Origin of the sequence: Rugamonas sp. DEMB1, from assembly GCF_029834475.1 — a bacterium.
Lineage (GTDB): Bacteria > Pseudomonadota > Gammaproteobacteria > Burkholderiales > Burkholderiaceae_D > Rugamonas > Rugamonas rubra.
The window spans coordinates 1,930,238-1,951,269 of sequence record NZ_CP122407.1 but is presented as its reverse complement, the minus strand read 5'-3'; the positions used below and the strand labels follow the sequence as shown (position 1 = coordinate 1,951,269).

The 21,032-nt window shown below is 65.0% G+C and carries 17 protein-coding genes, 10 tRNA genes and 1 pseudogene; 9 read left to right on the top strand and 19 right to left on the bottom strand.

Annotation, left to right across the window (positions count from 1 at the left end; translation table 11 throughout):
- Nucleotides 1–80: 80 nt before the first annotated feature.
- Complete coding sequence (dbpA, locus tag QC826_RS08985; RefSeq protein WP_279765261.1) at nt 81–1,493, top strand: ATP-dependent RNA helicase DbpA; 1,413 nt, start codon at nt 81–83, stop codon at nt 1,491–1,493.
- A 108-nt stretch (nt 1,494–1,601) separates the two neighbouring features.
- Here dbpA and QC826_RS08980 read toward each other — a convergent pair whose 3' ends face one another.
- Nucleotides 1,602–2,771, bottom strand: a complete 1,170-nt coding sequence (locus tag QC826_RS08980) for an MFS transporter (RefSeq protein ID WP_279766423.1) — start codon at nt 2,769–2,771, stop codon at nt 1,602–1,604.
- Between the two features lie 220 nt (nt 2,772–2,991).
- Between QC826_RS08980 and QC826_RS08975 the strand changes: the two genes are divergently transcribed.
- The 3 genes from QC826_RS08975 to QC826_RS08965 all read left to right on the top strand — a co-directional run bounded on the left by QC826_RS08975 (nt 2,992) and on the right by QC826_RS08965 (nt 5,150).
- Nucleotides 2,992–3,831, top strand: a complete 840-nt coding sequence (locus QC826_RS08975) for an AraC family transcriptional regulator (RefSeq protein ID WP_279765259.1) — start codon at nt 2,992–2,994, stop codon at nt 3,829–3,831.
- Between the two features lie 201 nt (nt 3,832–4,032).
- Nucleotides 4,033–4,623, top strand: a complete 591-nt coding sequence (locus QC826_RS08970; protein ID WP_279765258.1) for a helix-turn-helix domain-containing protein — start codon at nt 4,033–4,035, stop codon at nt 4,621–4,623.
- Complete coding sequence (locus tag QC826_RS08965) at nt 4,620–5,150, top strand: GNAT family N-acetyltransferase (RefSeq protein WP_279765257.1); 531 nt, start codon at nt 4,620–4,622, stop codon at nt 5,148–5,150. Before QC826_RS08970 ends, QC826_RS08965 begins: the two co-directional genes overlap by 4 nt.
- On the opposite strand, the gene QC826_RS08960 is transcribed toward QC826_RS08965, so the two are convergent.
- The 16 genes from QC826_RS08960 to apbC all read right to left on the bottom strand — a co-directional run bounded on the left by QC826_RS08960 (nt 5,137) and on the right by apbC (nt 13,586).
- Nucleotides 5,137–6,423 carry an amidase family protein gene (locus tag QC826_RS08960; RefSeq protein WP_279765256.1) on the bottom strand — a complete coding sequence of 429 codons (1,287 nt, stop codon included), beginning with the start codon at nt 6,421–6,423 and terminating at the stop codon, nt 5,137–5,139. The genes QC826_RS08965 and QC826_RS08960 overlap by 14 nt on opposite strands.
- Nucleotides 6,424–6,679: 256 nt before the next feature.
- Nucleotides 6,680–7,255, bottom strand: coding sequence for an elongation factor P (locus QC826_RS08955; protein WP_279765255.1), 576 nt, complete (start codon nt 7,253–7,255; stop codon nt 6,680–6,682).
- A gap of 123 nt (nt 7,256–7,378) precedes the next feature.
- On the bottom strand, nt 7,379–8,557 hold the full coding sequence (earP, locus tag QC826_RS08950; RefSeq protein WP_279765254.1) for an elongation factor P maturation arginine rhamnosyltransferase EarP: 1,179 nt from the start codon (nt 8,555–8,557) through the stop codon (nt 7,379–7,381).
- A 195-nt stretch (nt 8,558–8,752) separates the two neighbouring features.
- Nucleotides 8,753–8,828, bottom strand: a tRNA-Glu gene (locus QC826_RS08945).
- Nucleotides 8,829–8,895: 67 nt separating this feature from the next.
- A tRNA-Glu gene (locus QC826_RS08940) sits at nt 8,896–8,971 on the bottom strand.
- Between the two features lie 253 nt (nt 8,972–9,224).
- A tRNA-Glu gene (locus tag QC826_RS08935) sits at nt 9,225–9,300 on the bottom strand.
- A gap of 19 nt (nt 9,301–9,319) precedes the next feature.
- A tRNA-Ala gene (locus tag QC826_RS08930) sits at nt 9,320–9,395 on the bottom strand.
- A gap of 77 nt (nt 9,396–9,472) precedes the next feature.
- Nucleotides 9,473–9,548 (bottom strand) — tRNA-Glu (locus QC826_RS08925).
- 25 nt (nt 9,549–9,573) lie between these two features.
- Nucleotides 9,574–9,649, bottom strand: a tRNA-Ala gene (locus tag QC826_RS08920).
- A gap of 89 nt (nt 9,650–9,738) precedes the next feature.
- Nucleotides 9,739–9,814 (bottom strand) — tRNA-Glu (locus tag QC826_RS08915).
- Nucleotides 9,815–9,867: 53 nt separating this feature from the next.
- Nucleotides 9,868–9,943: transfer RNA gene (locus QC826_RS08910), tRNA-Ala, on the bottom strand.
- Between the two features lie 148 nt (nt 9,944–10,091).
- Nucleotides 10,092–10,167 (bottom strand) — tRNA-Glu (locus tag QC826_RS08905).
- Nucleotides 10,168–10,224: 57 nt separating this feature from the next.
- Nucleotides 10,225–10,300 (bottom strand) — tRNA-Ala (locus tag QC826_RS08900).
- Between the two features lie 109 nt (nt 10,301–10,409).
- Nucleotides 10,410–11,825, bottom strand: a complete 1,416-nt coding sequence (gltX, locus tag QC826_RS08895) for a glutamate--tRNA ligase (RefSeq protein ID WP_279765253.1) — start codon at nt 11,823–11,825, stop codon at nt 10,410–10,412.
- A 141-nt stretch (nt 11,826–11,966) separates the two neighbouring features.
- The gene (locus tag QC826_RS08890) at nt 11,967–12,314 is read right to left on the bottom strand and encodes a DUF4399 domain-containing protein (RefSeq protein ID WP_279766422.1); all 348 of its coding nucleotides are present in this window, start codon (nt 12,312–12,314) and stop codon (nt 11,967–11,969) included.
- A 183-nt stretch (nt 12,315–12,497) separates the two neighbouring features.
- Complete coding sequence (apbC, locus tag QC826_RS08885) at nt 12,498–13,586, bottom strand: iron-sulfur cluster carrier protein ApbC (RefSeq protein ID WP_093387117.1); 1,089 nt, start codon at nt 13,584–13,586, stop codon at nt 12,498–12,500.
- Nucleotides 13,587–13,721: 135 nt separating this feature from the next.
- Between apbC and metG the strand changes: the two are divergent.
- Nucleotides 13,722–15,886: pseudogene (gene metG / locus QC826_RS08880) on the top strand (methionine--tRNA ligase).
- A gap of 9 nt (nt 15,887–15,895) precedes the next feature.
- The gene (locus QC826_RS08875) at nt 15,896–16,375 is read left to right on the top strand and encodes a GNAT family N-acetyltransferase (RefSeq protein ID WP_279765252.1); all 480 of its coding nucleotides are present in this window, start codon (nt 15,896–15,898) and stop codon (nt 16,373–16,375) included.
- A 25-nt stretch (nt 16,376–16,400) separates the two neighbouring features.
- On the opposite strand, the gene QC826_RS08870 is transcribed toward QC826_RS08875, so the two are convergent.
- Together QC826_RS08870 and QC826_RS08865 are read right to left on the bottom strand one after the other, a co-directional pair.
- Nucleotides 16,401–17,516 carry a YhcG family protein gene (locus QC826_RS08870; RefSeq protein ID WP_279765251.1) on the bottom strand — a complete coding sequence of 372 codons (1,116 nt, stop codon included), beginning with the start codon at nt 17,514–17,516 and terminating at the stop codon, nt 16,401–16,403.
- Between the two features lie 60 nt (nt 17,517–17,576).
- Entirely contained in the window at nt 17,577–18,476 is a 900-nt protein-coding gene (locus tag QC826_RS08865; protein WP_279765250.1) for a DMT family transporter, read from the bottom strand.
- 144 nt (nt 18,477–18,620) lie between these two features.
- Between QC826_RS08865 and QC826_RS08860 the strand changes: the two genes are divergently transcribed.
- From QC826_RS08860 to QC826_RS08850, 3 genes are all read left to right on the top strand, one after another.
- Nucleotides 18,621–19,676: a porin gene (locus tag QC826_RS08860; protein ID WP_279765249.1), complete on the top strand. Its 1,056-nt coding sequence runs from the start codon at nt 18,621–18,623 to the stop codon at nt 19,674–19,676.
- A 123-nt stretch (nt 19,677–19,799) separates the two neighbouring features.
- Nucleotides 19,800–20,009 (top strand): DUF3460 family protein, encoded by a 210-nt coding sequence (locus QC826_RS08855; RefSeq protein ID WP_093387128.1) that lies wholly within the window; start codon nt 19,800–19,802, stop codon nt 20,007–20,009.
- A gap of 19 nt (nt 20,010–20,028) precedes the next feature.
- Nucleotides 20,029–21,003, top strand: coding sequence for a ScpA family protein (locus tag QC826_RS08850; RefSeq protein WP_279765247.1), 975 nt, complete (start codon nt 20,029–20,031; stop codon nt 21,001–21,003).
- Nucleotides 21,004–21,032 lie beyond the last annotated feature (29 nt).

Below are 21,032 nucleotides of genomic sequence, written 5' to 3'. Positions count from 1 at the left end.
TGCACCAAGGCCCGCAGCCGCAGCTGCATCCAGCCTGTTAGACTGTGCCCCATCCGCCCCTCCTTACCCGGTCCGCCACCATGACTACAGATTCCTTTTCCAGCCTGCCGCTGACGCCCGCCTTCCTGGCCAACCTCGACCTGCTCGGCTACCACAAGATGACGACCATCCAGGAACAGAGCCTGCCGGCGGTGCTGGAGGGACGCGACCTGATCGCCCAGGCCAAGACCGGCAGCGGCAAGACCGCCGCCTTCGGCATCGGCATCCTGCACAAGCTCAACCCGGCCTGGTTCGCCACCCAGGCGCTGGTGCTGTGCCCGACCCGCGAGCTGGCCGACCAGGTGGCCAACGAGCTGCGCCGCCTGGCCCGCAGCGCCGGCAACATCAAGATCCTGACCCTGACCGGCGGCTCGCCGATGCGCCCGCAGATCGCCTCGCTCGAGCACGGCGCCCACATCGTCGTCGGCACGCCCGGCCGCCTGCGCGACCACCTCGGCCGCAACACCCTCGACCTGTCCAAGGTGCAGACCCTGGTGCTCGACGAGGCCGACCGCATGACCGACATGGGCTTCTACGACGAGATCGCCGGCATCGTCAGCGCCTGCCCGGCGCGCCGCCAAACGCTGCTGTTCTCGGCCACCTACCCGGACGACATCCGCCGCGCCACCGCCTCCTTCCTGGTCAACCCGCTCGAGGTGACGGTACAGGCGCAGCACGACAACAGCCAGATCGAGCAGCGCTTCTACGAGATCGGCTTCGACCAGCGCAACGGCGCCGTCGCCAAGCTGCTGGCCCACTTCAAGCCCGTCTCGGCGCTGGCCTTCTGCAACACCAAGGTGCACTGCCGCGAACTGGCCGACGAGCTGCGCAGCCAGGGCTTCTCCGCGCTGGCCCTGTACGGCGAGCTGGAACAGCGCGAGCGCGACGAGATCCTGGTGCTGTTCTCCAACCGCAGCTGCTCCGTGCTGGTGGCCACCGACGTCGCCGCGCGCGGCCTCGACATCAGCAACCTGGAGGCGGTGATCAACGTCGACGTCTCCAAGGACACCGAGGTGCACATCCACCGCGTCGGCCGCACCGGCCGTGGCGGCGAGAAGGGCCTGGCGCTGTCGCTGTGCGCGCCCAACGAGAAGAAGTGGGTCAAGCTGATCGAGGAATACCAGAAGGCGCCGGTCGAATGGCACAAGCTCGACGAGATCGAGGACGACGAGTACGCCGTCGCCGAGCCGGCGCCGATGATGACGCTGGTGGTCATGGGCGGCAAGAAGGACAAGCTGCGTCCGGGCGACCTGCTCGGCGCCCTGACCGGCGACGCCGGCCTGAGCAAGGAACAAGTCGGCAAGATCAACGTGTTCGAGTTCATGAGCTACGTCGCGCTGGACCGCCGCGTCGCCCACCAGGCCTTCGAGCGCCTGGCCAAGAACAACCCGCTGGGCGGCGACTTCGGCGCCATCAAGGGCCGCAACTTCAAAATGCGCTTCATCGAAGCATAAGCCGGCAGCCCCGGTTCGCCAACAAAGCCCAGCGGCACAAACGAGGGTCAGACCCTAGGGTCTGACCCTGGCTCTTTGCCGTTGGGAGGTTCTAAAAACCTAGCGCCATCAAGCCCGGCCAGCCACGCTGGCCGGCTGCTCGATGTGCGGCAACAGCACCGTCAACACCCCCAGCAGCGGCAGGTAGGAGCACAGCTTGTAGACATAGGCGATGCCGGCCACGTCGGCGATATGTCCCATGGCGGCGGCGCCGATGCCGCTCACGCCGAACATCAGGCCGAAGAAGATCCCGGCGATCATGCCCACCTTGCCCGGCACCAGCTCCTGCGCGAACACCACGATGGCCGAGAAGGCCGACGAGATCACGAAGCCGATCAGCACCGACAGCACGCCGGTCCAAAACAAATCCACATACGGCAGCAGCAGGGTGAACGGCGCCGCGCCGAGGATCGATATCCAGATCACGCGCTTGCGTCCGACCCGGTCGCCGATCGGCCCGCCGGCGAAGGTGCCGGCCGCCACCGCCGCCAGGAACAGGAACAGATACAGCTGGGCCGAGCCGACCGACAGCGCGAAGCGGTCGATCAAATAGAAGGTGTAGTAGCTGCTCAGGCTGGACATGTAGACGTACTTGGAAAACACCAGCATCGCCAACACCGCCAGCGCGCCGACCACGCGGCCGCGCGACAACGGCGGACCGGCGTGCGCCACGGCCTTGCGCACCGGCCCGGCCAAATGCCCGCTGTGCCAGCGGCTGACGCGGACCAGCACCACGATCGCCAACAACGCCAGCAGGGCGAACCAGGCGATATTGCCCTGCCCCCGGCCGACGATCACCGCCGCCGCCAGCAAAGGCCCGAGCGCCGAGCCGACATTGCCGCCGACCTGGAACAGCGACTGGGCGAAGCCGTAGCGCCCGCCCGAGGCAAGCCGCGCCACGCGCGAGGCCTCCGGGTGGAAGGTCGACGAGCCGACGCCGATCAGCGCCGACGCCACCAGCAGCGTGGCGAAGCTGTCCACCAGCGCCAACATCAACACGCCGGCCAGCGTAAAGCACATCCCCAACGGCAGCAGGAAGGGCAAGGGACGGCGGTCGGTGTACAGGCCGATCCACGGTTGCAGCAGCGAGGCGGTGCACTGGAAGGTCAGCGTGATCAGGCCGACCTGGGTGAAGCTCAGACCGAACTGCGCCTTCAGCATCGGGTAGATCGACGGCAGCATCGCCTGCACCAGATCGTTCAGCAGGTGGACGAAGGCGACCGCGCCGAGGATGCGCATGACGGCGCCGCCGGGCGCGTGGATGGCCGGCGGCGGGGAGTCGGCGCCGGGCTGGGAACGGGAGAGTGCGGAACTGGAGGTGGTCATAACTTGGCGATTGGTGAGGAAAGGGGCGCGCGGCGCAGCGTCGACTTCGCCGCCCGGTCCAGTGTAATATGGCCGTGCCAAACGCAAGTTCCAACAATCGTCGCCCAACTGCCATTACTGGCCCACCTCCGCCATGCCGACCATCGCCGCCGCAGCCAACGCCAGCAACTCCGCCCACGCCGCCGCGCCGCGCAGCCGCGACGCGCGCGACTACCAGCGCGTCCCGCGCGTCATCACCGCCATGCACAAGGACCAGGAGTACGGCAGCCACATCCCGCCGCACAGCCACGAACGGGCGCAGCTGCTGTACGCCATCGACGGCGTGATGCGGGTCAGCACCGAGTTCGGCGTGTGGATGCTGCCGCCGCGCCGCGCCCTGCTGATCGCGCCCGGCGTGGTGCACGAGTTGAGCATGCAAAGCACGGTGCGCATGCGCACGCTCTACATCGAGGCCGGCGCGGCGGCCGCCTTCGGCCCCGGCTGCAAGGTGATCGAGGTCAGCGCGCTGCTGCGCGAGCTGATTTTGGCGCTGGTGGCCGAACCGATCGAGTACCCCATCCCCGGCCCCGGCGAGCACTTGGCCGCGCTGATCCTGCACGCGTTGAAGGCGGCCCAGACGGTGCCGATCGCCATCCCCTGGCCGCGCGACCGCCGTCTGCTGGCCGTCTGCGACGCCATCGTGCGCGAGCCTGGCCGGCGCCACCGCATCGACGAGCTGGCCGCCGGCGCCGGCGCCAGCGGCCGCACGCTGATGCGCCTGTTCCCCAGCGAGACCGGACTACACTTCCGCCAATGGGTGCAGCAGGTACACCTGGCCGACGCCTTCTGCCGCCTGGCGCGCGGCGAGAGCGTGGCGCGCATCGCCGCCGCGCTGGGCTACGCCAGCCCGAGCGCCTTCACCGCCATGTTCCGCCGCATCCTCGGCCACACCCCGCAGCACTACCTGAACGACTGGCGCCACCGCGCCGATTGAGCCGCATGCATTGAAGCCAAGGCGCCAGCGGCTGCAAAACCACCCACCGGCAAGAACCCAGGGTCAGACCCTAGGGTCTGACCCTCAATTTTTCCGGCGGGTACGCCGAGTCTCGCCAGATTGCGGAGCATGCCCAGTAGCCACTTGACCACCTCACAAATTCCAATATACTAGACAACAAATTCCACATTAATGGACGCCATGGACATCAACACCATCATCGCCCAGCGCGTGCGCGAACTGCGCGACGCGCAGAACCTGTCGCTGGAGGCGCTGGCCAAGCTCAGCGGCGTCAGCCGCTCCAACATCTCGCTGATCGAACGGGGCGAAAGCAGCCCCACCGCCGCCCTGCTCAACAAGCTCGCCGCCGGCCTGGGCGTCGCCCTGGCCTCGCTGTTCGAGCCTGCCCAGCCGCCGGCCGGCGAACCGTCGCCCGTGTCGCGCCGCGCCGAGCAAGCCGAATGGACCGACCCGGCCTCCGGCTACCGCCGCCGCAACCTGTCGCCGGCGGCGCGCTCGCCGTTGCAGCTGGTCGAGGTCGAGTTCCCCGCCGGCCAGCGCGTCGCCTACGACGGCCTGGCGCGCGAGGTCGACATCTACCAGCAGGTCTGGATCATCGCCGGCGTGATGGAGATGAGCGCCGGCGAACAACAATGGCGCCTGGAGAGCGGCGACTGCCTGGCCATGCGCCTGGACCAGCCCATCGTCTACCACAACCCCGGCAGCACGGCGGCGCGCTATCTGGTCGCGCTGGCGCCGCAACCCTTCAACCCAAACAGGAGACCAGCATGAGCATCACCATCCGGCGCCTCGACGCCGAAGCGGCCGCCGCCAACATCGAAGCGCTCGCCGATGTGTTGATCGATTGTGTCGAGGGCGGCGCCTCGGTCAGCTTCATGCTGCCGCTGGCGCGCGCCAAGGCGGTGGCCTTCTGGCGCGACGTGGCCGGCGGCGTGGCGCGCGGCGAGCGCGTGCTGCTGGCCGCCGAGGACGACACAGGCCGCATCGTCGGCACCGTGCAGATGATCACCGCCCAGCCCGACAACCAGCCGCACCGCGCCGACATCGCCAAGATGCTGGTGCACCGCCGGGCGCGCCGCAACGGCGTCGCCCAGCGCCTGATGGAGGGAATCGACGCGGCGGCGCGCGACGCGGGCAAGTCGGTGCTGGTGCTCGACACGGTGAGCGGCGGCGACGCCGAACGGCTATATGAACGCGCCGGCTGGCAGCGCGTCGGCGAAGTGCCGCAGTTCGCGCTGATGCCCGACGGCGAGCCGTGCGGCACCACCTTCTTCTACAAGCACCTCAGCGCATATTGAGCAGCACGCTGGCCGGATACTTCGGCGCGCGCCAATGCAGCGTGGCCTGCTCGAAGGCGTAGGCCATCTGGATCAGCGCCGCCTCGCTGTAGGCCGCGCCGACGAAGGACAGGCCGACCGGCCGGCCGCAGGCCTGCCCGGCCGGCACCGTGATGTGCGGGTAGTCGGCCAGCGCGGCCGGCGCGCACGACGGCGCCACCAGCGCGTCGAGGCGGTGCTCGCGCATCAACTCGTCGATGTCGCGGAGCGCCGGCTCGTCCTGCCGCTGGGCGCCGCCCAGATGCACGTCGAGCAGCTGCGCGCCCTGCTGCAGCAAGGCCTGCAGGGCGTCGCCGATGACCAGGTCGAGCTCCTCGCTGCGGCCGAAAAAATCGCGCGCCACGCCGATGCGGCGGCCGGCCAGGCCGGCCTTGTCCAGCGCGGCGCTGTAGTCGACCAGCCGGCCGGCGCTGGCCCGGGTGGCCGGGTCGGCGGCGTCGACGCCGGCCATCACCGCCAGCATCAGCGCCGCGTCGGCCACGCTGCGCGCCAGCGGGCCGGGCGTGTCCAGGCGCAGGGTGTGCGCCACGATGCCGCTGCGGCTGACCAGCCCCAGCGTCGGCTTGATGCCGACCAGGCCGCAGAACGAGGCCGGCGCCACGCAGACGCCGTCGTTTTCCGTGCCCACCGCCAGCGTCGCCAGGCCGGCGGCGATGGCCGCGCCGGCGCCGCCGGCGTAGCGCTCGCGCGGGTAGACGTTGGCGCCCTGCCCGCCCAGGCCGTTGAACAGGTCCTCGGCCGGCGCGCCGCCCCGCTCGCCCGGATTGGTCTTGCCGATGATGACGGCGCCGGCCGCGCGCAGCTGCGCCGCCACGTGGGCATCGTGCGTGGCGCGCGTGCCGTCGGCCGTGGCCATGCGGTCGGCGGTGGCGATATTGTCTTTGAGTAGGACGGGAATGCCGTGCAGCGGGCCGCGCAGGCGCTTGAGGGCGCGCTCGCGGTCCATCTCCAGCGCGATCTTCAGCGCCTCGGGATTGATGTCGATGATGCCGCCGTGGCGGGCGCCGCCGGCGATGGTCTTGATGCGGGCCAGGTATTGCGAGGTCAGCCAGTGCGAGGTCAATTTACCGGCCTGCATCAATTCCTGCTGTTCCTGCACACCGGCGTCGAGGATCGGGCTGGCGCCCAGTTTAGGCGGCAGCTTGGGCAGCGTCGCCGCCGCCCCTTGCGCGCGATTGGCCCCCGCCGTGGTCCCGGCGTTCAGCCCAATCCGAACGAAATCCCTGCGATCCATGCCATCCTCGTGAGTGCTTGTATCAAGTATCCGCAATTGCGTGCGAATAGCTTACCAGCAAGAAGGTTTCCAAACAACAAAATTGCTACTAAGAATAGAACATTCTTTAAGATCACGTATAGCAAAAGAAACATTGGTCTGGTGCGCGGCGGCCGGGCGAATCGGCAGGCGTAAAAAAAGCACGCCGGCAAAGCCTGGCGTGCTTCTGTCGCCCGCGTCCCGCGCTGGGCGGGACGTGGCGGTTGCGACGGGGTGCTTAGTTGCGCACGACGCGCTTGTACTCGTTGGTGCGGGTGTCGATCTCGATGACGTCGTCCTGGCTGACGAACAGCGGCACTTGAACGATGTGGCGATGGGCTTCGATCGCGTTTTCGATCTTGGCTTCCTTCAGGACGTTGCCCGAAGTGTTGCCCTTGACCGCAGGCTCCGAGTAGACGATCTGGCGCGCGATGGTGGTTGGCAGCTCGACCGAGATGGCCTTGCCGTCGTAGAACACCGCTTCGCATTCCATGCCGTCCTTCAGGTAATGCAGTGCATCGCCCAGGTTCTCTTCTTCGATTTCGTACTGTTCGTATTCGGCATCCATGAAGACGAACAGTGGATCGGCGAAGTACGAGTAGGTCACTGGCTTCTTATCCAGCACGACGACGTCGAACTTGTCGTCGCCGCGGAACACGTTTTCCAGCGGGCTGTTGGTCAGAAGATTCTTCATCTTCCATTTGTAAGTGAAGCCCGTGCGGCTCGAACCGTTGACATCAGAACGCAACACGATCATAGGCTTGCTATCAACCATAATGATGTTGCCAACACGAATTTCTTTTGCAGGTTTCATAAAGAGTGTACGTAAAAAGTGGGTTGCATAAAAATCATCTGCCGCCTTCGGACTTGGCGCCCTCGGCTCACGTTTGATCGAGTAAAAATACGGTAGAAATTAACCGAATATTATACCTTCTTTTTAGCCTGCCGCCGACCTCAGCGAACAGGCAAACTTCAGCAAATTGCCGGTCATATCATCGTTTGCCGTCATTTTTTGCTGCCAGGCCTCGGCCTGGCCGGCCATTTGCGGCAGGTCGGCGCGCAAGGCGGCCCACAGGGCGGCCCAGCCGTCCTGCTGCGGCGCGGCCTCGGCGCCGTTCCAGCACAGCGAAAAGCGCGCCAGGCTGTCGATGCCGCCGGCGTAGCGGCCCAGGAATGCGCGCAATTTTACATGATGCAGGTTCTCGTCCTGCGGATAAATATGCCAGACGAAGGGCCGGCCGGCCCACTGCGCGCGCACGAACGAGTCCTCGCCGCGCACCAGGTTCAGGTCGCAGGCCCACAACAGCTTGTCGTAGTCCGGCTGGGCGACAAAGGGCAGCACGCGCACGCTGAGCGAACCGACGGTGCGCGCCGCGCCGGCGTTCGGCGCCGCGCCGAGAAAGCCGCGCACCGTCTCGCTGGCCACGCCCTCGGGCACCAGGCAGGTGACCGCCTCGCCGCCCTGCTGCCAAGCCTCGAACAGGGCCGCCACCGGCGCGTGCGGATAGCAGAACAGCGACACCTTGGTCGACGCCATCTCCGCCGCCGTCACGCCGAACGGCGCCAGGAAGGCCGCCATCGCCGCCGGATCGGCCTGGAACCGGCGCCGCCGCTCGAGCAGATCGGCCTCGCGCAGCAGGCCGCCGGTCTTGTCGGTGAAGCCGGGGAAGAAGAAGTGCTTGGTCAACGGCAGGCGCGGGTGCGACGAGGGCAGCGTGTGGCAGCCCTCGACCCACTCCTCGGCGCTCAGCCCCTCCAGGTTGAACCACACCGGGCGCGGCTGGCACTGCGCCATCGCGGCGATGTAGCCGGGCGGGATGTCGACGGCGAAGAACTCGATGACGATGTCGGCCACGTCCCCTGGCGCGAACACGCCCTCCTGGTCGCGCCAGTGGCGCACCGTCACGCCCTCGACCTGCTGCGTCTCGGCGTCCGGCGCCACCGCGGGGCAGATGCGGCGGAAGCTGGCCAGGTCGTCGACCCACAGGGTGACGGCGATGCCGTGCTCGCGCCACAACTGGCGGGCGAAACGCCAGCAGATGCCGATGTCGCCGAAGTTGTCGACGACGCGGCAGAACAGGGCCAGGGTGCGGAACGGATGTGTACTCGGGGACATAGATGCTCAGGCGGAACGGGGAAAAATGATCCGCAGCTGGACGGCTTGTTGCAGGCGGTCGCGGGCGCGCCGTCGGCGCGTCCAAGCCCGCCATTCTAACCGATTTTGGCTACGGGCCTGAACAGCCGACGAACAAGAAAAAAGCCGCGCTAGTGACCTAGGCGGCTTTTTCTCGTCGCTCCGATGGAGCTTGACTGGCGTCCCCAAGGGGATTCGAACCCCTGTACTCACCGTGAAAGGGTGATGTCCTAGGCCTCTAGACGATGGGGACAGAAATCTGTCCTTGGATGCAGACCACACATCCAGACCTGATGCTACTACAACTTGCTGCCGAATCCTGGCGTTCCCAGGGGGATTCGAACCCCCGTACTCACCGTGAAAGGGTGATGTCCTAGGCCTCTAGACGATGGGAACCTGGCGATCATTTTGAGTCTTTACCAGCCCTCAAAAAAGCGTGCGCGAATCATAGCACAGTGCAAGAATGCAAATCAATAGATTCGACGGCTTTTTGCTGTTTTCACCAATCAAATTGGTATCGAAACAACATTGCATGCAAAAAATGTGCGGCGCGCACTTGCCTACGGAAAATAAGCGAAGGATATGCGTGAAATGAACAGGCAACAAAAAAGCCGCTCTAGGCGACTTGATCGAACGAAGCTATTTGTTTTGGCGTCCCCAAGGGGATTCGAACCCCTGTACTCACCGTGAAAGGGTGATGTCCTAGGCCTCTAGACGATGGGGACTCACATATTTCTGCGCCAATGGTGGAGGTAAACGGGATCGAACCGATGACCTCTTGCATGCCATGCAAGCGCTCTCCCAGCTGAGCTATACCCCCCGGGCGCAGAAATCACAACAGCCGCTGTGGGCGACTTCGCATCCTCTGCAGGATGCTTTCACTACTACCAACACCGTTGGCGTCTCCAGGGGGATTCGAACCCCCGTACTCACCGTGAAAGGGTGATGTCCTAGGCCTCTAGACGATGGAGACTCATGTCCGTTTGTTTCTGCGCTATTGGTGGAGGTAAACGGGATCGAACCGATGACCTCTTGCATGCCATGCAAGCGCTCTCCCAGCTGAGCTATACCCCCCGGGCGCAGAAATCAATATACCGCTTGCGCGATCTCGTGCCCTTCTACAAGGCACTCTTTTTACTACCTTTACCACTACCAGCGTCAGCTGGCGTCCCCAAGGGGATTCGAACCCCTGTACTCACCGTGAAAGGGTGATGTCCTAGGCCTCTAGACGATGGGGACCAGGAACTACCGACAACATATACTGCTTCACAAACAACCTACTTCTACGCTGGTGGTGGAGGTAAACGGGATCGAACCGATGACCTCTTGCATGCCATGCAAGCGCTCTCCCAGCTGAGCTATACCCCCTCTGGCGTAGAAATAATAAAAGCCGCACAGGGCGACTTTTGTTTCACTACTTGTTTCAAATCCAGCATCAAGCCAAACTTCCAACAATCAGTACAAACAACGGTCAAACTACATCTACATCTACATCTGTATTCTACTACAACAACTCTGGCGTCCCCAAGGGGATTCGAACCCCTGTACTCACCGTGAAAGGGTGATGTCCTAGGCCTCTAGACGATGGGGACCGCGAACAACTATTTCTGCACCACTAGATCATATCAGAACCGACTGCTTTCCGATATTGGTGGAGGTAAACGGGATCGAACCGATGACCTCTTGCATGCCATGCAAGCGCTCTCCCAGCTGAGCTATACCCCCGTCTGGTGCAGAAACAAGAGTATAGCAAAGGATCTTCACTCTGCAAATACCCTTTTGCAACTTTGCAGATTTATTCTCTGCGGCTGCCCATTCGCAAATGGCTGGCGGGTTACAGGAACTTCGCCAGACGCGCCAAAATCGCTTCGCGTCCGAAGATCTGCAACACCGCGTCGATGGCCGGCGTCTGCAACTGGCCGGTGATGATCAGGCGCAGCGGCATGGCCATCTGCGGCATCTTCAGCGTGTTGGCGGCCAACACCTCCTTGATCATCGCCGACAAGGCCTCCTTGCTCCACTCCACCGTGGCGCAGCGCTCGGCGAACTGGGCCAGCGCCGGCTTGACGGCGTCGGTCAGGTGCTGGGTCAGCAGCGCCGCGTCCGGCTTGGGCTCGCGGTAGAACAGCATGGCGGCGTCGGCCAGCTCGTTGATGGTGTTGACGCGCTCCTTCATCAGCGCAAGCACGGCCGGCAGCGCCGGCGCGCCGTCGAACCGGGCGCCGTCGTCGACCATGCGCGGCATGGCCAGCTTGGCCAGGCGCTCGTTGTCGGCCTGCTTAATATAGTGGTTGTTCAGCCAGGCCAGTTTTTCGTTGTTGAACTGGGCCGCCGAGCGGGTCAGGTGGTCCAGGTTGAACCATTCGCAGAACTGCTCCATCGAGAACACCTCGTCGTCGCCGTGGCTCCAGCCCAGGCGCGCCAGGTAGTTCAGCATCGCCTCCGGCAAATAGCCCTGGGCCGGGTAGTCCATCACGCTGACGGCGCCGTGGCGCTTGGACAGCTTCTCGCCGTCGGCACCTAGGATCATCGGCAGGTGGCCGTACAGCGGCAGCGGCGCGCCGATCGCCCGCAGGATGTTGATCTGGCGCGGCGTGTTGTTGACGTGGTCGTCGCCGCGCAGCACGTGGGTGATGCCCATGTCCCAGTCGTCGACGGCGACGCAGAAGTTATAGGTGGGCGTGCCGTCCGGACGGGCGATGACCAGGTCGTCCATCTCCTTGTTGGCGATGGTGATGGTGCCCTTGACCACGTCGTCCCAGCTGACCTCGCCGTCCAGCGGGTTCTTGAAGCGCACCACCGGCTTGCGCTCGGCCGGCACCGGCGGCAGGGTCTTGCCCGCCTCCGGGCGCCAGGTGCCGTCGTAGCGCGGCTTGTCGCCGGCCGCGCGCATGCGCTCGCGCATCGCCTCGACTTCCTCCGGCGAGGAGTAGCACAGGTAGGCGGTGCCGGCTTCCAGCATCTGCGCCACCACCTCGCGGTAGCGGTCCATGCGCTGCATCTGGTAGAACGGGCCTTCGTCGTGGTCCAGGCCGAGCCACTGCATGCCCTCGATGATGGCCTGCACCGCTTCCGGCGTAGAACGTTCGAGGTCGGTGTCTTCGATGCGCAGCACGAAGGTGCCGCCGAAGTGGCGGGCGAAGGCCCAGGAGTACAGCGCCGTGCGGGCGCCGCCCAGGTGGAGGTAGCCGGTAGGGCTGGGGGCGAAACGGGTGCGGACGGGCTTGCTTGGGACGGTGGCAGTGGTCATTGGCGGGGTAGGAAAGCTTATATGTAAAAGAAGCTATTTTACCGCGTTGCCACCGAGTTGAGACCCCGGCGCGTCCCAAGGACGCAGAGCCAGGGCCAGAGCCAGGGTCAGACCCTAGGGTCTGACCCTCAATTTGCGCCGCTACTTGACGGTGACCTTGATGCTCTTGCTCAGGCCGGGCCCGTAGGACTGGTGGGCGCCGTTGGCGAACTGCATGGTCAGCGTGTAGCTGCCGGGCGGCAGCTTGACCTCGGCCTCGGTCTGCCCCTTGCCGAAGTGCAGGTGGGTCTCGTCGAAGGGCACCGACTCGCCAGCCTTCATCGCCGAGGCGTTGATCAACAGGTGGTGGTGGCCGGTGTTGTCGCTCATGTCGCCGGCCGGTTTGACGTCCATGCCGCTCACGGCGAACTTGACCTTGAACGGGCTGCTCACGGTGGCGCCGTCGACCGGCTCGGCAAACGACACCGTTTGCGCCAGCGCGCCGGCCATCACGCCGCCACCCAGGACGGCGGCCAGCAATACGCGCCGCACCAAACGGGCGGCGGGGAACGCGGTAGTCATATTCTTCGTCATTTTGATCTCCTCTTGTGGTGTAAAATGGAAACTAAGCAAAATGACAATACTATACCGCAAACCGGAGAGCCGGGCCAACACCTGCCCGGCCCGCCAGCCTCAGTCGTTCTTGATGACGATGCTAGGGAACTTGCTGGTCATGTCCTTGGCCTTCTCGGCCACCTGCACGGCGATCTTGCGGGCGATGTCCTTGTAGATGGCGGCCACCGGGCCGTCCGGCTCGGCCACCACGGTCGGCTTGCCGGAGTCGGTCTGCTGGCGGATCGCCATGGTCAGCGGCAGCGCGCCGAGGAACTCGACGCCGAAGTCGGCGCACATCTTGGCGCCGCCGCCGGAACCGAAGATTTCTTCAGCGTGGCCGCAGTTCGAGCAGATGTGGGTGCTCATGTTCTCGACGATGCCGAGGATCGGAATGCCGACCTTTTCGAACATCTTCAGCCCCTTGCGCGCGTCCAGCAGGGCGATGTCCTGCGGCGTGGTGACGATCACCGCGCCCGTCACCGGCACTTTTTGCGACAGGGTCAGCTGGATGTCGCCGGTGCCCGGCGGCATGTCGACGATCAGGTAGTCCAGGTCGCGCCAGTTGGTCTGCTCCAACAGCTGCTGCAGGGCCTGGGTGACCATCGGGCCGCGCCACACCATCGGCTCGTCCGGGTCGATCATGAAGCCGATCGACGACACCTGCAGGCCGTAGTTCTCCAGCGGCTCCATGGTCTTGCCGTCCTTGGTGACCGGCTTGCCGCTGACGCCCAGCATCATCGGCTGCGACGGGCCGTAGATGTCGGCGTCCAGCACGCCGACCGAGGCGCCCTCGGCGGCCAGCGCCAGCGCCAGGTTGACGGCGGTGGTCGACTTGCCGACGCCGCCCTTGCCCGAGGCCACGGCGATGATGTTCTTCACGTTCGGCATCAGCTTCAGGCCGCGCTGCACCGTGTGCGAGATGACCTTCGAGGCCACGCCCACCTCGATCGCGCCGACGCCCGGCAGCGCCTGCAGCGCCGTGGCGACGCTGGCGCGGATCGCCGCGAACTGGCTCTTGGCCGGGTAGCCGAGCTCGATGTCGAGCGAGACGGCGTTGCCGTCGACCTTCAAATTCTTCACCGCCTTGCCGGACACGAAGTCCTTGCCGGTGTTCGGATCTACAACTTTTGACAATGCCGCCTTGACGTCTTCTACCGTGATGCTCATGAAAATCTCCGTATGTGATGCAGCAGTCTAGCGCAAAATAGCCAAAATTACAGGATTCACCCTGCCGCCAAAGTGCCCACTGCGGGCATCCGCTGTTAAAATGCTTGTTTCCTCCACCCACAAAGTGCATCAATCATGACCCGCAAGCTGTTCGTCACCACTGCCCTGCCTTATGCAAACGCCGCCTTCCACATTGGCCACATGATGGAATACATCCAGGCCGACATCTGGGTCCGTTTCCAGCGAATGCAGCGCGACGGCGCCGGACTGCGCGAAGTGCACTTTGTCGGCGCCGACGACACCCACGGCACGCCGATCATGATCGCCGCCGAGAAGGAAGGCATCACGCCGCAGGAGTTCGTCGCCAAGATCGCCGCCGGCCGCGCCCAGTACCTCGACGGCTTCCACATCGCCTTCGACAACTGGTATTCGACCGACTCGCCGGAAAACGTCGAGCTGTCGCAGGGCATCTACCGCAAGCTGCGCGACACCGGCCTGATCTCCACCAAGATCGTCGACCGCTTCTTCGACCCGGTCAAGGGCATGTTCCTGGCCGACCGCAACATCAAGGGCGAGTGCCCGAAATGCGGCGCCAAGGACCAATACGGCGACAACTGCGAAGTCTGCGGCGCGGCCTACCAGCCGACCGAGCTGGTCAACCCCTTCTCGGTGTTCACCGGCTCGACGCCGATCTTGAAGCCGTCCGAGCAGTATTTCTTCAAGCTGTTCCGACCCGCGCTGCTTCGAGTTCCTCAAGGACTGGTTGAACACCCCGGGCCGTTTGCAGCCGGAAATGGTCAACAAGGTCAGCGAATGGCTGGGCGAGGCCGGCGAAAAGCTGGCCGACTGGGACATTTCCCGCGACGCGCCCTACTTCGGCATCCCCATCCCCGACGCGCCGGGCAAGTTCTTCTACGTCTGGCTGGACGCGCCGGTCGGCTACCTGGCCAGCCTGAAGAACTATTGCCAGAAGAAGGGCATGGACTTCGACGCCCTGCTCAACGACCCGGCCACCGAACAGATCCACTTCATCGGCAAGGACATCGTCTCCTTCCACCTGCTGTTCTGGCCGGCCATGCTGAAGTTCGCCGACCATCCGGTGATAGCCAAGCTGAAGGTCAACGTGCACGGCCACCTGACCGTCAACAACGAAAAAATGTCCAAGTCGCGCGGCACCGGCATCTCGCCGCTGCGCTACCTGAACCTGGGCATGAACCCGGAATGGCTGCGCTACTACATCGCCTTCAAGCTCAACTCCAAGGTCGAGGACCCTGGACTTCACCGGCGACGACTTCGTGGCGCGGGTGAATAGCGACCTGATCGGCAAATACGTCAACATCGCCAGCCGCTGCGCCGGCTTCATCGCCAAGAAGTTCGACGGCAAGCTGGCCGCCAGCCTGTCCGAAGGCGCCCAGGGCTGGATCGCCCGCGCCCTGACCACCGCCGACGGCAAGCAACGCCAGGCCAGCATCGCCGCCCACTTCGACGGCCGCGAGTTCGGCAAGGCGCTGCGCGAGATCATGGAAATCGCCGACATCACCAACCAGTACGTCGACGAGAACAAGCCGTGGATCCTGGCCAAGGACGCCGACAAGACCGCCGAGCTGCACGACGTCTGCACCACCGCGCTGATCCTGTTCCGCCAGCTGACCATCCTGCTGTCGCCGGTGCTGCCGGGCGTGGCCGCCAACGTCGCCAAGTTCCTCAACGACGAGCAACTGGTCTGGGCCGACACCGACGTCGCCAGCGGCGTCGTCTCGCAGGCCATGCTGGGCCGCAGCATCGGCGCCTACAACCACCTGATGACCCGGGTCGACGCCAAGATGATCGAGGAACTGTTCGACGCGCCGGCGCCGGCCGCAGCTGCCGCTGCCGCGATTGCCGCGCCGGCCGCCAAGGCCGCCGCACCTGCCGCCGCGTCCGCCGCCGCCCCGCTCGACGGCGTCGAAGCGCTGGCGCCGGAGATCAAGATCGACGACTTCATGAAGATCGACCTGCGCGTCGCCAAGATCGTCAACTGCGAGCACGTCGACGGTTCCGACAAGCTGCTGCGCCTGACACTCGACGTCGGCGAAGGCCGCCTGCGCAACGTCTTCTCCGGCATCAAGTCGATGTACCAGCCGGAAGAACTGGTCGGCAAGCTGACCGTGATGGTGGCCAACCTGGCGCCGCGCAAGATGAAGTTCGGCGTGTCCGAAGGCATGGTGCTGGCCGGTTCGGCCGCCGACGAGAAGGCCAACCCTGGCATCTACATCCTCAACCCATGGCCGGGCGCCGAGCCTGGCATGCGCATCCGCTAAGGACAGCCGATGAACATCGTGGTGCGCGAAGCAACGAATGACGATGCCAGACTGATCGCCGACCTCACGCGTTCCGCGTGGGCCGGCAAGGTCAACGTCACATCGAGTGGCCACCGGGAAACCGCCGTACTCGTCGCGCAGCATTTGCGCGACGGCGGCGGTTTTGTCTTGTTGATCGACGAGGTGCCTGTCGGCTCGGTGCGCTGGCTGCCGCTCGACGCCGAGCCGGACGTGTGGGAAATCGTCCGCATGGGCGTGATCGCCGAGCGGCGCGGCAGCAATTTGTCGCAGCACCTGCTGGAGGCGGTGATCCACCACGGCCTCACCTGCGGCGTCGAGGAGCTGCGCCTGGCTGTGCGCAGCGACCAGCCCAAGCTGATCGACTTCTACACCGCCTTCGAGTTCGAACTGGCCGAGGAGCTGGAATACAGCCACGCCAACCCGATGGAGCCGCCGCCGCTGGTGATGCGGCGACTATTGCGGCATTAGGCAAACAGACAAGTCGGCGAATTAATTATGTGCCACGCTTCTTTTTCTCCAACAGCTGCCGCGAACGGGTCAACTCATCCGCAAGCAAGCTCTCATCAGGCAGCACCATCTGGTACTCCGCCGCGAGTACCTTGTTGGGCAAACTATCCAGCGAGTAATGTGCCTCGGCCGCCCCCTTGGCAGCACAAAGGATTAATCCAATTGGCGGATTTTCATCGGCTTTCATCCAATGCTCGCGCGCATAGTTGAGATACATATGCATCTGACCGGCATCGGCGTAGCTGAACTTACCTGTTTTGAGTTCGATAACGATCAGGCACTTCAAGCGACGATGGAAAAACAGCAGATCGACACGAAACCATGAGTCGTCGAGCCGAAGGCGACGCTGGCGACCGACAAACGCGAAGTCATCGCCCAATTCCAAGAGAAAGTCGGTCAGATGCTGCACCAAGGCGGCCTCCAGCGCGGACTCCGAGTACTCGTCCTTGAGATCAAGGAATTCCAGAACAAACGGATCTTTTATAGCCTCTTCCGGCGTCAACGTGACTTTAACGTCTCCTGAGGCCGACCTCGCCAGCATGGCGACCTTATTCCGTGACAGTGCAGTCCGCTCGTAAAACTGGCTATCAATCTGCCTGTTTAGCTGGCGCACCGACCAGCCTCCACGTATCGCCTCAGTTTCGTAAAAGTTGCGGGCCAGCACGTTCTTAACCGAAAGCAAACGGACATATGCGGACCAAGGGAGCGGGAACTGCGGCGCGAACTGCAGCAGGTCCTTAGCGCCGGCAATGAGCGATTGCGCTACGGCGGGCGGAGAAACCTGATCCCCAGGCAATTGCGCAGACGGTGTCTGCGCAATTGGCCACGACAGGTAGAAGCGGCGCATCTGCTCGATGTTTCTCACCGAGTAGCCTCGCCCGAAACTCGCCGTCAAGTCAACGGCAAGTCGGCGAATCAAGGCGTCACCATAGAACGCCCGCTCCGCCCCGCCCTGCTCAAACTCGACAATGCTGTGTCCAATCTCCCAATATGTAGCGGTCATCAGAGCATTGACGCTGCGCACGGCCGCGCGCCGCGACGACTCCAGCAACTCGACGATCCGCAAATGGATGTCTGCATAATCCTCAATCAGAACAGCCATAGTGCTCCTCCGATCAGCACGCGATTCGAAACGAAACGCGCTTAGCCTTCCCAACTCCCCTCAGCGGCGCGACGACACCACAATCCCGCCGACGATCAAGGCGAACGCCGCCAGGTGGTAGCCGTGCGGCGCCTCGCCGAGGAAGGCCGACGACATCAGCGCGGCGAACAGCGGCGTCAGGTTGGTGAAAAAGGCGCCCACGCTGGGGCCGGCCTGCTGCACGCCGGCGCCCCAGCAGCGGAAGGCGATCACCGCCGGGCCGATCGCCACATAAGCCAGCGCCGCCGCCAAGGTCCAGCTCCAATGCACCTGGGCGCTGCTGACGGCCCACTCGCCCGCCGCGAAGGCGCCCGACCAGACCACGCCGAAGGCCACCTGCGCCGCCAAAAAGCCGGCCCAGTTGGCGCGTATCTCGTCCGGCAGCTTGGTCCGCGTCAACAGCCAGCTGTACAAGGACCAGGCGATGGTCGCCAGAATCATGAAGATATCGCCGGCCACCAAACGCAGTTCCAGCAGATGGCCCCACTCGCCGCGCGCCAACACCAGCAGCACGCCGGCGATCGACAGCACGGCGCCGGCCACCTGGCGGCGCGACACCTTGACGCCGAAGAACATCCAGCCCGTCAACATCATCCACACCGGCATGCCCGAGGCCACCAACGTGACGTTGATCGGTGTCGAGCTTTGCAGCGCCAGGTATTGCAGCGCGTTGTAGATGCCGATGCCCAGCAGGCCGAGCAGCGCGAAGCTGCGCCAGTGCGGCCACACCGGGCCGTCGCGGCGAAACACCGGGCCGGCCAGCGGCAACAGGATCAGCAGGGCGATGGCCCAGCGCAGGAAGTTGAGCAGGATGGGCGGCACGGCCTCGTGCACCAGACGGCCGACGATGGCGTTGCCGGCCCACAGCAAGGGGGCCAGGGTCAAAAGGAAGGCGGTCTTGGGCGTGAGGCGGTGGTTCATGCGCGGGGGTAGGAATATTGGCAAAGGCACAGCATACGCGATTCGCTTGTCGCCGTCCCGCTACACCGCGCCGCAATAACTTGAAGTTGTGCCAATAAGGGGTAGCATGGGACGGGTTTTAGCCACCGATTGACAGGAAAACCCATGAAAACTGTTTCCGCCGCCATGCTGGTCCAGGCGCTGTTTTGCTGCGTCGCAGTACCGAGCGCGGCCATGGCCCAGGCCCAGCCGGGCAATGTGCGCCTGTACGGCCTGGTCGACCTCTACGCCGCAAGCGGCAACGGCGCCGGCAACGGCGCCGGCAGCGGCACCGCCGGCCCGCGCAGCACCGTCGTCAACAACGGCGGCATGACCACCTCCTTTTGGGGTGTGGCGGGAACGGAACAACTGGGCGGCGGCCTGTCCGCCCAGTTCGCGCTGGAAAGCTTTTTCCGCGCCGACAGCGGCGAGGCCGGCCGCGTGCCCGGCGAGGCGCTGTTCTCACGCGCCGCCTATGTCGGCCTGGCCGGCAACTGGGGCACCGTGCGCATGGGCCGGCTGCCCAATCCCCTGTTCATCGCCAGCGCCTACGCCAATCCCTTCGGCGTCTCGACCCGGCTGTCGCCCCTGGTCGACCAGTTGTGGAGCGCGCCCTTCGGCAGCGCCATCGTCGGCGACACGGGCTGGAACAACGCCCTGGCCTACCTGTCGCCCACCGTCAACGGGGTCAGTCTGACGCTGCAGGGCAACCTGGGCGAAGGCGCCGCCACCAGCTTCGGCAACAACAAGGCGGCCGTGCTGCGTTACACCGGCGCCGCGCTGGCGTTGACGGCGGCGGCCCAGCGCGTCGTCAACGGCCTCAACATCAGCGCCGCCGCGCCGCGGCAGACCGTGTATTTCGCCGCCGCCAGCTACGACCTCGGCGCCGTCAAGCTGTACGCCGGCCACAACCGCACGCGGACGGAAGTGAGCGGGCGGCGCAGCCGCACCGGCCACCTCGGCCTGTCGGTGCCGGCCGGCGCCGGCAACTGGATGCTGGCCTGGGCCCGCACGCGCGAGAACGCGGCGCTCAAGCCGGCCTTCCACCGCGACACCGCCAGCGCCGGCTACGACCACAACCTGTCGCAGCGCACCGACCTGTACGCGGTCTACCTGCGCGACAAGCTAAGCAACGCGGCCGGCGGCAACACCCTGGCGCTGGGCCTGCGCCACAAGTTCTAAGCGGGCCGGCGCCGCCCGCCATGCGCGGCGGCGCCGCCGGATTGCCCACCGGCAGCGATAGAATTACCGCCGCCGCGCCGGGCGCGGTAAAATACGCGCTGCTGATCCACCCACATTGAATCCATGAAACTGACTAAACAACATCAGATGTACGAATCCGAGCACACTTTGTTCATCAAAGAGCTGAAGGCCAAGAATCCGGGCATGGAAGAAGGCCAGCGCGCCGGCCGCGCCCTGCTGTGGGACAAGGCGCCGGTGTCGCTGTCGGAACAAGAGCGCCAGCTCGAGTCGGCCGTCAAGCAACAAGCCTACGTCTACCAAAACAAGGTCTAACAGCCCCGGGGCGGCCAGGATGTTGCCAGAGGAAACGGCCAGCGCCACGGCGCTGACGCCGGCTGAGGACGCTATCGCGCTGCTCGACGCGCCGCCCACCGGCGGCACCGAGCCGGCGCCCGCCGCCGTCGGCGCCGCCCAGGCGGCCCGGCTGGCCGACCCGGCCGATCCGGCCGATGCGGCCACGGCGGCGGCCGACACGCCGGCCGTCGACACCGCGCTGGCCCGCCTGTACGGCGAGCCGATGCTGCGCATGCCGACCGACCTGTACATTCCGCCCGACGCGCTGGAGATCTTCCTCGAGGCCTTCGAGGGACCGCTCGATCTGCTGCTCTACCTGATCCGCAAGCAAAATTTCAACATCCTCGACATTCCGATGGCGCAGGTCACCCTGCAATATCTGAAGTATGTCGACCAGATCCGCCTGTCGAACCTGGAGCTGGCCGCCGAATACCTGTTGATGGCGGCCATGCTGATCGAGATCAAGTCGCGCATGCTGCTGCCGCCGCGCCACAGCGAGATCCTCGACGACCCCGACTTCGACCCGCGCGCCGACCTGGTGCGCCGCCTGCTCGAATACGAGCAGATCAAGCTGGCCGCCTACGACCTGAACACCATGCCGCAGCTGGACCGCGACTTCGTCCGGCCGCGCGTGTTCATCGAACAGGGCCTGGAGCAGCACTGGCCCGAGGTCGAACCGATCGACCTGCAGCGCGCCTGGCTCGACGTGTTCAAGCGCGCCAAGCTGACCCAGCACCACCAGATCAGCCGCGAGGAGCTGTCGGTGCGCGAGCACATGACCTCGATTTTGCGTAAGCTGCAATCGTCGCGTTTCATCGAGTTCGCCGACCTGTTCGACAGCGCCGGCGGCGTGCCGGTGGTGGTGGTCAACTTTGTCGCCCTGCTGGAGCTGGCCAAGGAAACCCTGATCGAAATCACCCAGGCCGAACCGTTCGCGCCGATCTACGTGCGCCTGGCGTATTCGCCGGCCTGAGCCGCGACGCCGCGCCCGCCCCCTCTTCC

What these genes read in the sequence shown, in the direction of transcription:
- gltX (WP_279765253.1), bottom strand. Translation starts at nt 11,825, where the DNA reads ATGACCACTGCCACCGTCCCAAGCAAGCCCGTCCGCACCCGTTTCGCC.
- QC826_RS08955 (WP_279765255.1), bottom strand. Translation starts at nt 7,255, where the DNA reads ATGAAACCTGCAAAAGAAATTCGTGTTGGCAACATCATTATGGTTGAT.
- earP (WP_279765254.1), bottom strand. Translation starts at nt 8,557, where the DNA reads ATGTCCCCGAGTACACATCCGTTCCGCACCCTGGCCCTGTTCTGCCGC.
- apbC (WP_093387117.1), bottom strand. Translation starts at nt 13,586, where the DNA reads ATGAGCATCACGGTAGAAGACGTCAAGGCGGCATTGTCAAAAGTTGTA.
- QC826_RS08870 (WP_279765251.1), bottom strand. Translation starts at nt 17,516, where the DNA reads ATGGCTGTTCTGATTGAGGATTATGCAGACATCCATTTGCGGATCGTC.
- QC826_RS08975 (WP_279765259.1), top strand. Translation starts at nt 2,992, where the DNA reads ATGCCGACCATCGCCGCCGCAGCCAACGCCAGCAACTCCGCCCACGCC.
- QC826_RS08970 (WP_279765258.1), top strand. Translation starts at nt 4,033, where the DNA reads ATGGACATCAACACCATCATCGCCCAGCGCGTGCGCGAACTGCGCGAC.
- QC826_RS08980 (WP_279766423.1), bottom strand. Translation starts at nt 2,771, where the DNA reads ATGCGCATCCTCGGCGCGGTCGCCTTCGTCCACCTGCTGAACGATCTG.
- dbpA (WP_279765261.1), top strand. Translation starts at nt 81, where the DNA reads ATGACTACAGATTCCTTTTCCAGCCTGCCGCTGACGCCCGCCTTCCTG.
- QC826_RS08865 (WP_279765250.1), bottom strand. Translation starts at nt 18,476, where the DNA reads ATGAACCACCGCCTCACGCCCAAGACCGCCTTCCTTTTGACCCTGGCC.
- QC826_RS08850 (WP_279765247.1), top strand. Translation starts at nt 20,029, where the DNA reads ATGTTGCCAGAGGAAACGGCCAGCGCCACGGCGCTGACGCCGGCTGAG.
- QC826_RS08860 (WP_279765249.1), top strand. Translation starts at nt 18,621, where the DNA reads ATGAAAACTGTTTCCGCCGCCATGCTGGTCCAGGCGCTGTTTTGCTGC.
- QC826_RS08965 (WP_279765257.1), top strand. Translation starts at nt 4,620, where the DNA reads ATGAGCATCACCATCCGGCGCCTCGACGCCGAAGCGGCCGCCGCCAAC.
- QC826_RS08855 (WP_093387128.1), top strand. Translation starts at nt 19,800, where the DNA reads ATGAAACTGACTAAACAACATCAGATGTACGAATCCGAGCACACTTTG.
- QC826_RS08890 (WP_279766422.1), bottom strand. Translation starts at nt 12,314, where the DNA reads ATGGCCGGCGCGCTGGCGCAAACGGTGTCGTTTGCCGAGCCGGTCGAC.
- QC826_RS08875 (WP_279765252.1), top strand. Translation starts at nt 15,896, where the DNA reads ATGAACATCGTGGTGCGCGAAGCAACGAATGACGATGCCAGACTGATC.
- QC826_RS08960 (WP_279765256.1), bottom strand. Translation starts at nt 6,423, where the DNA reads ATGGATCGCAGGGATTTCGTTCGGATTGGGCTGAACGCCGGGACCACG.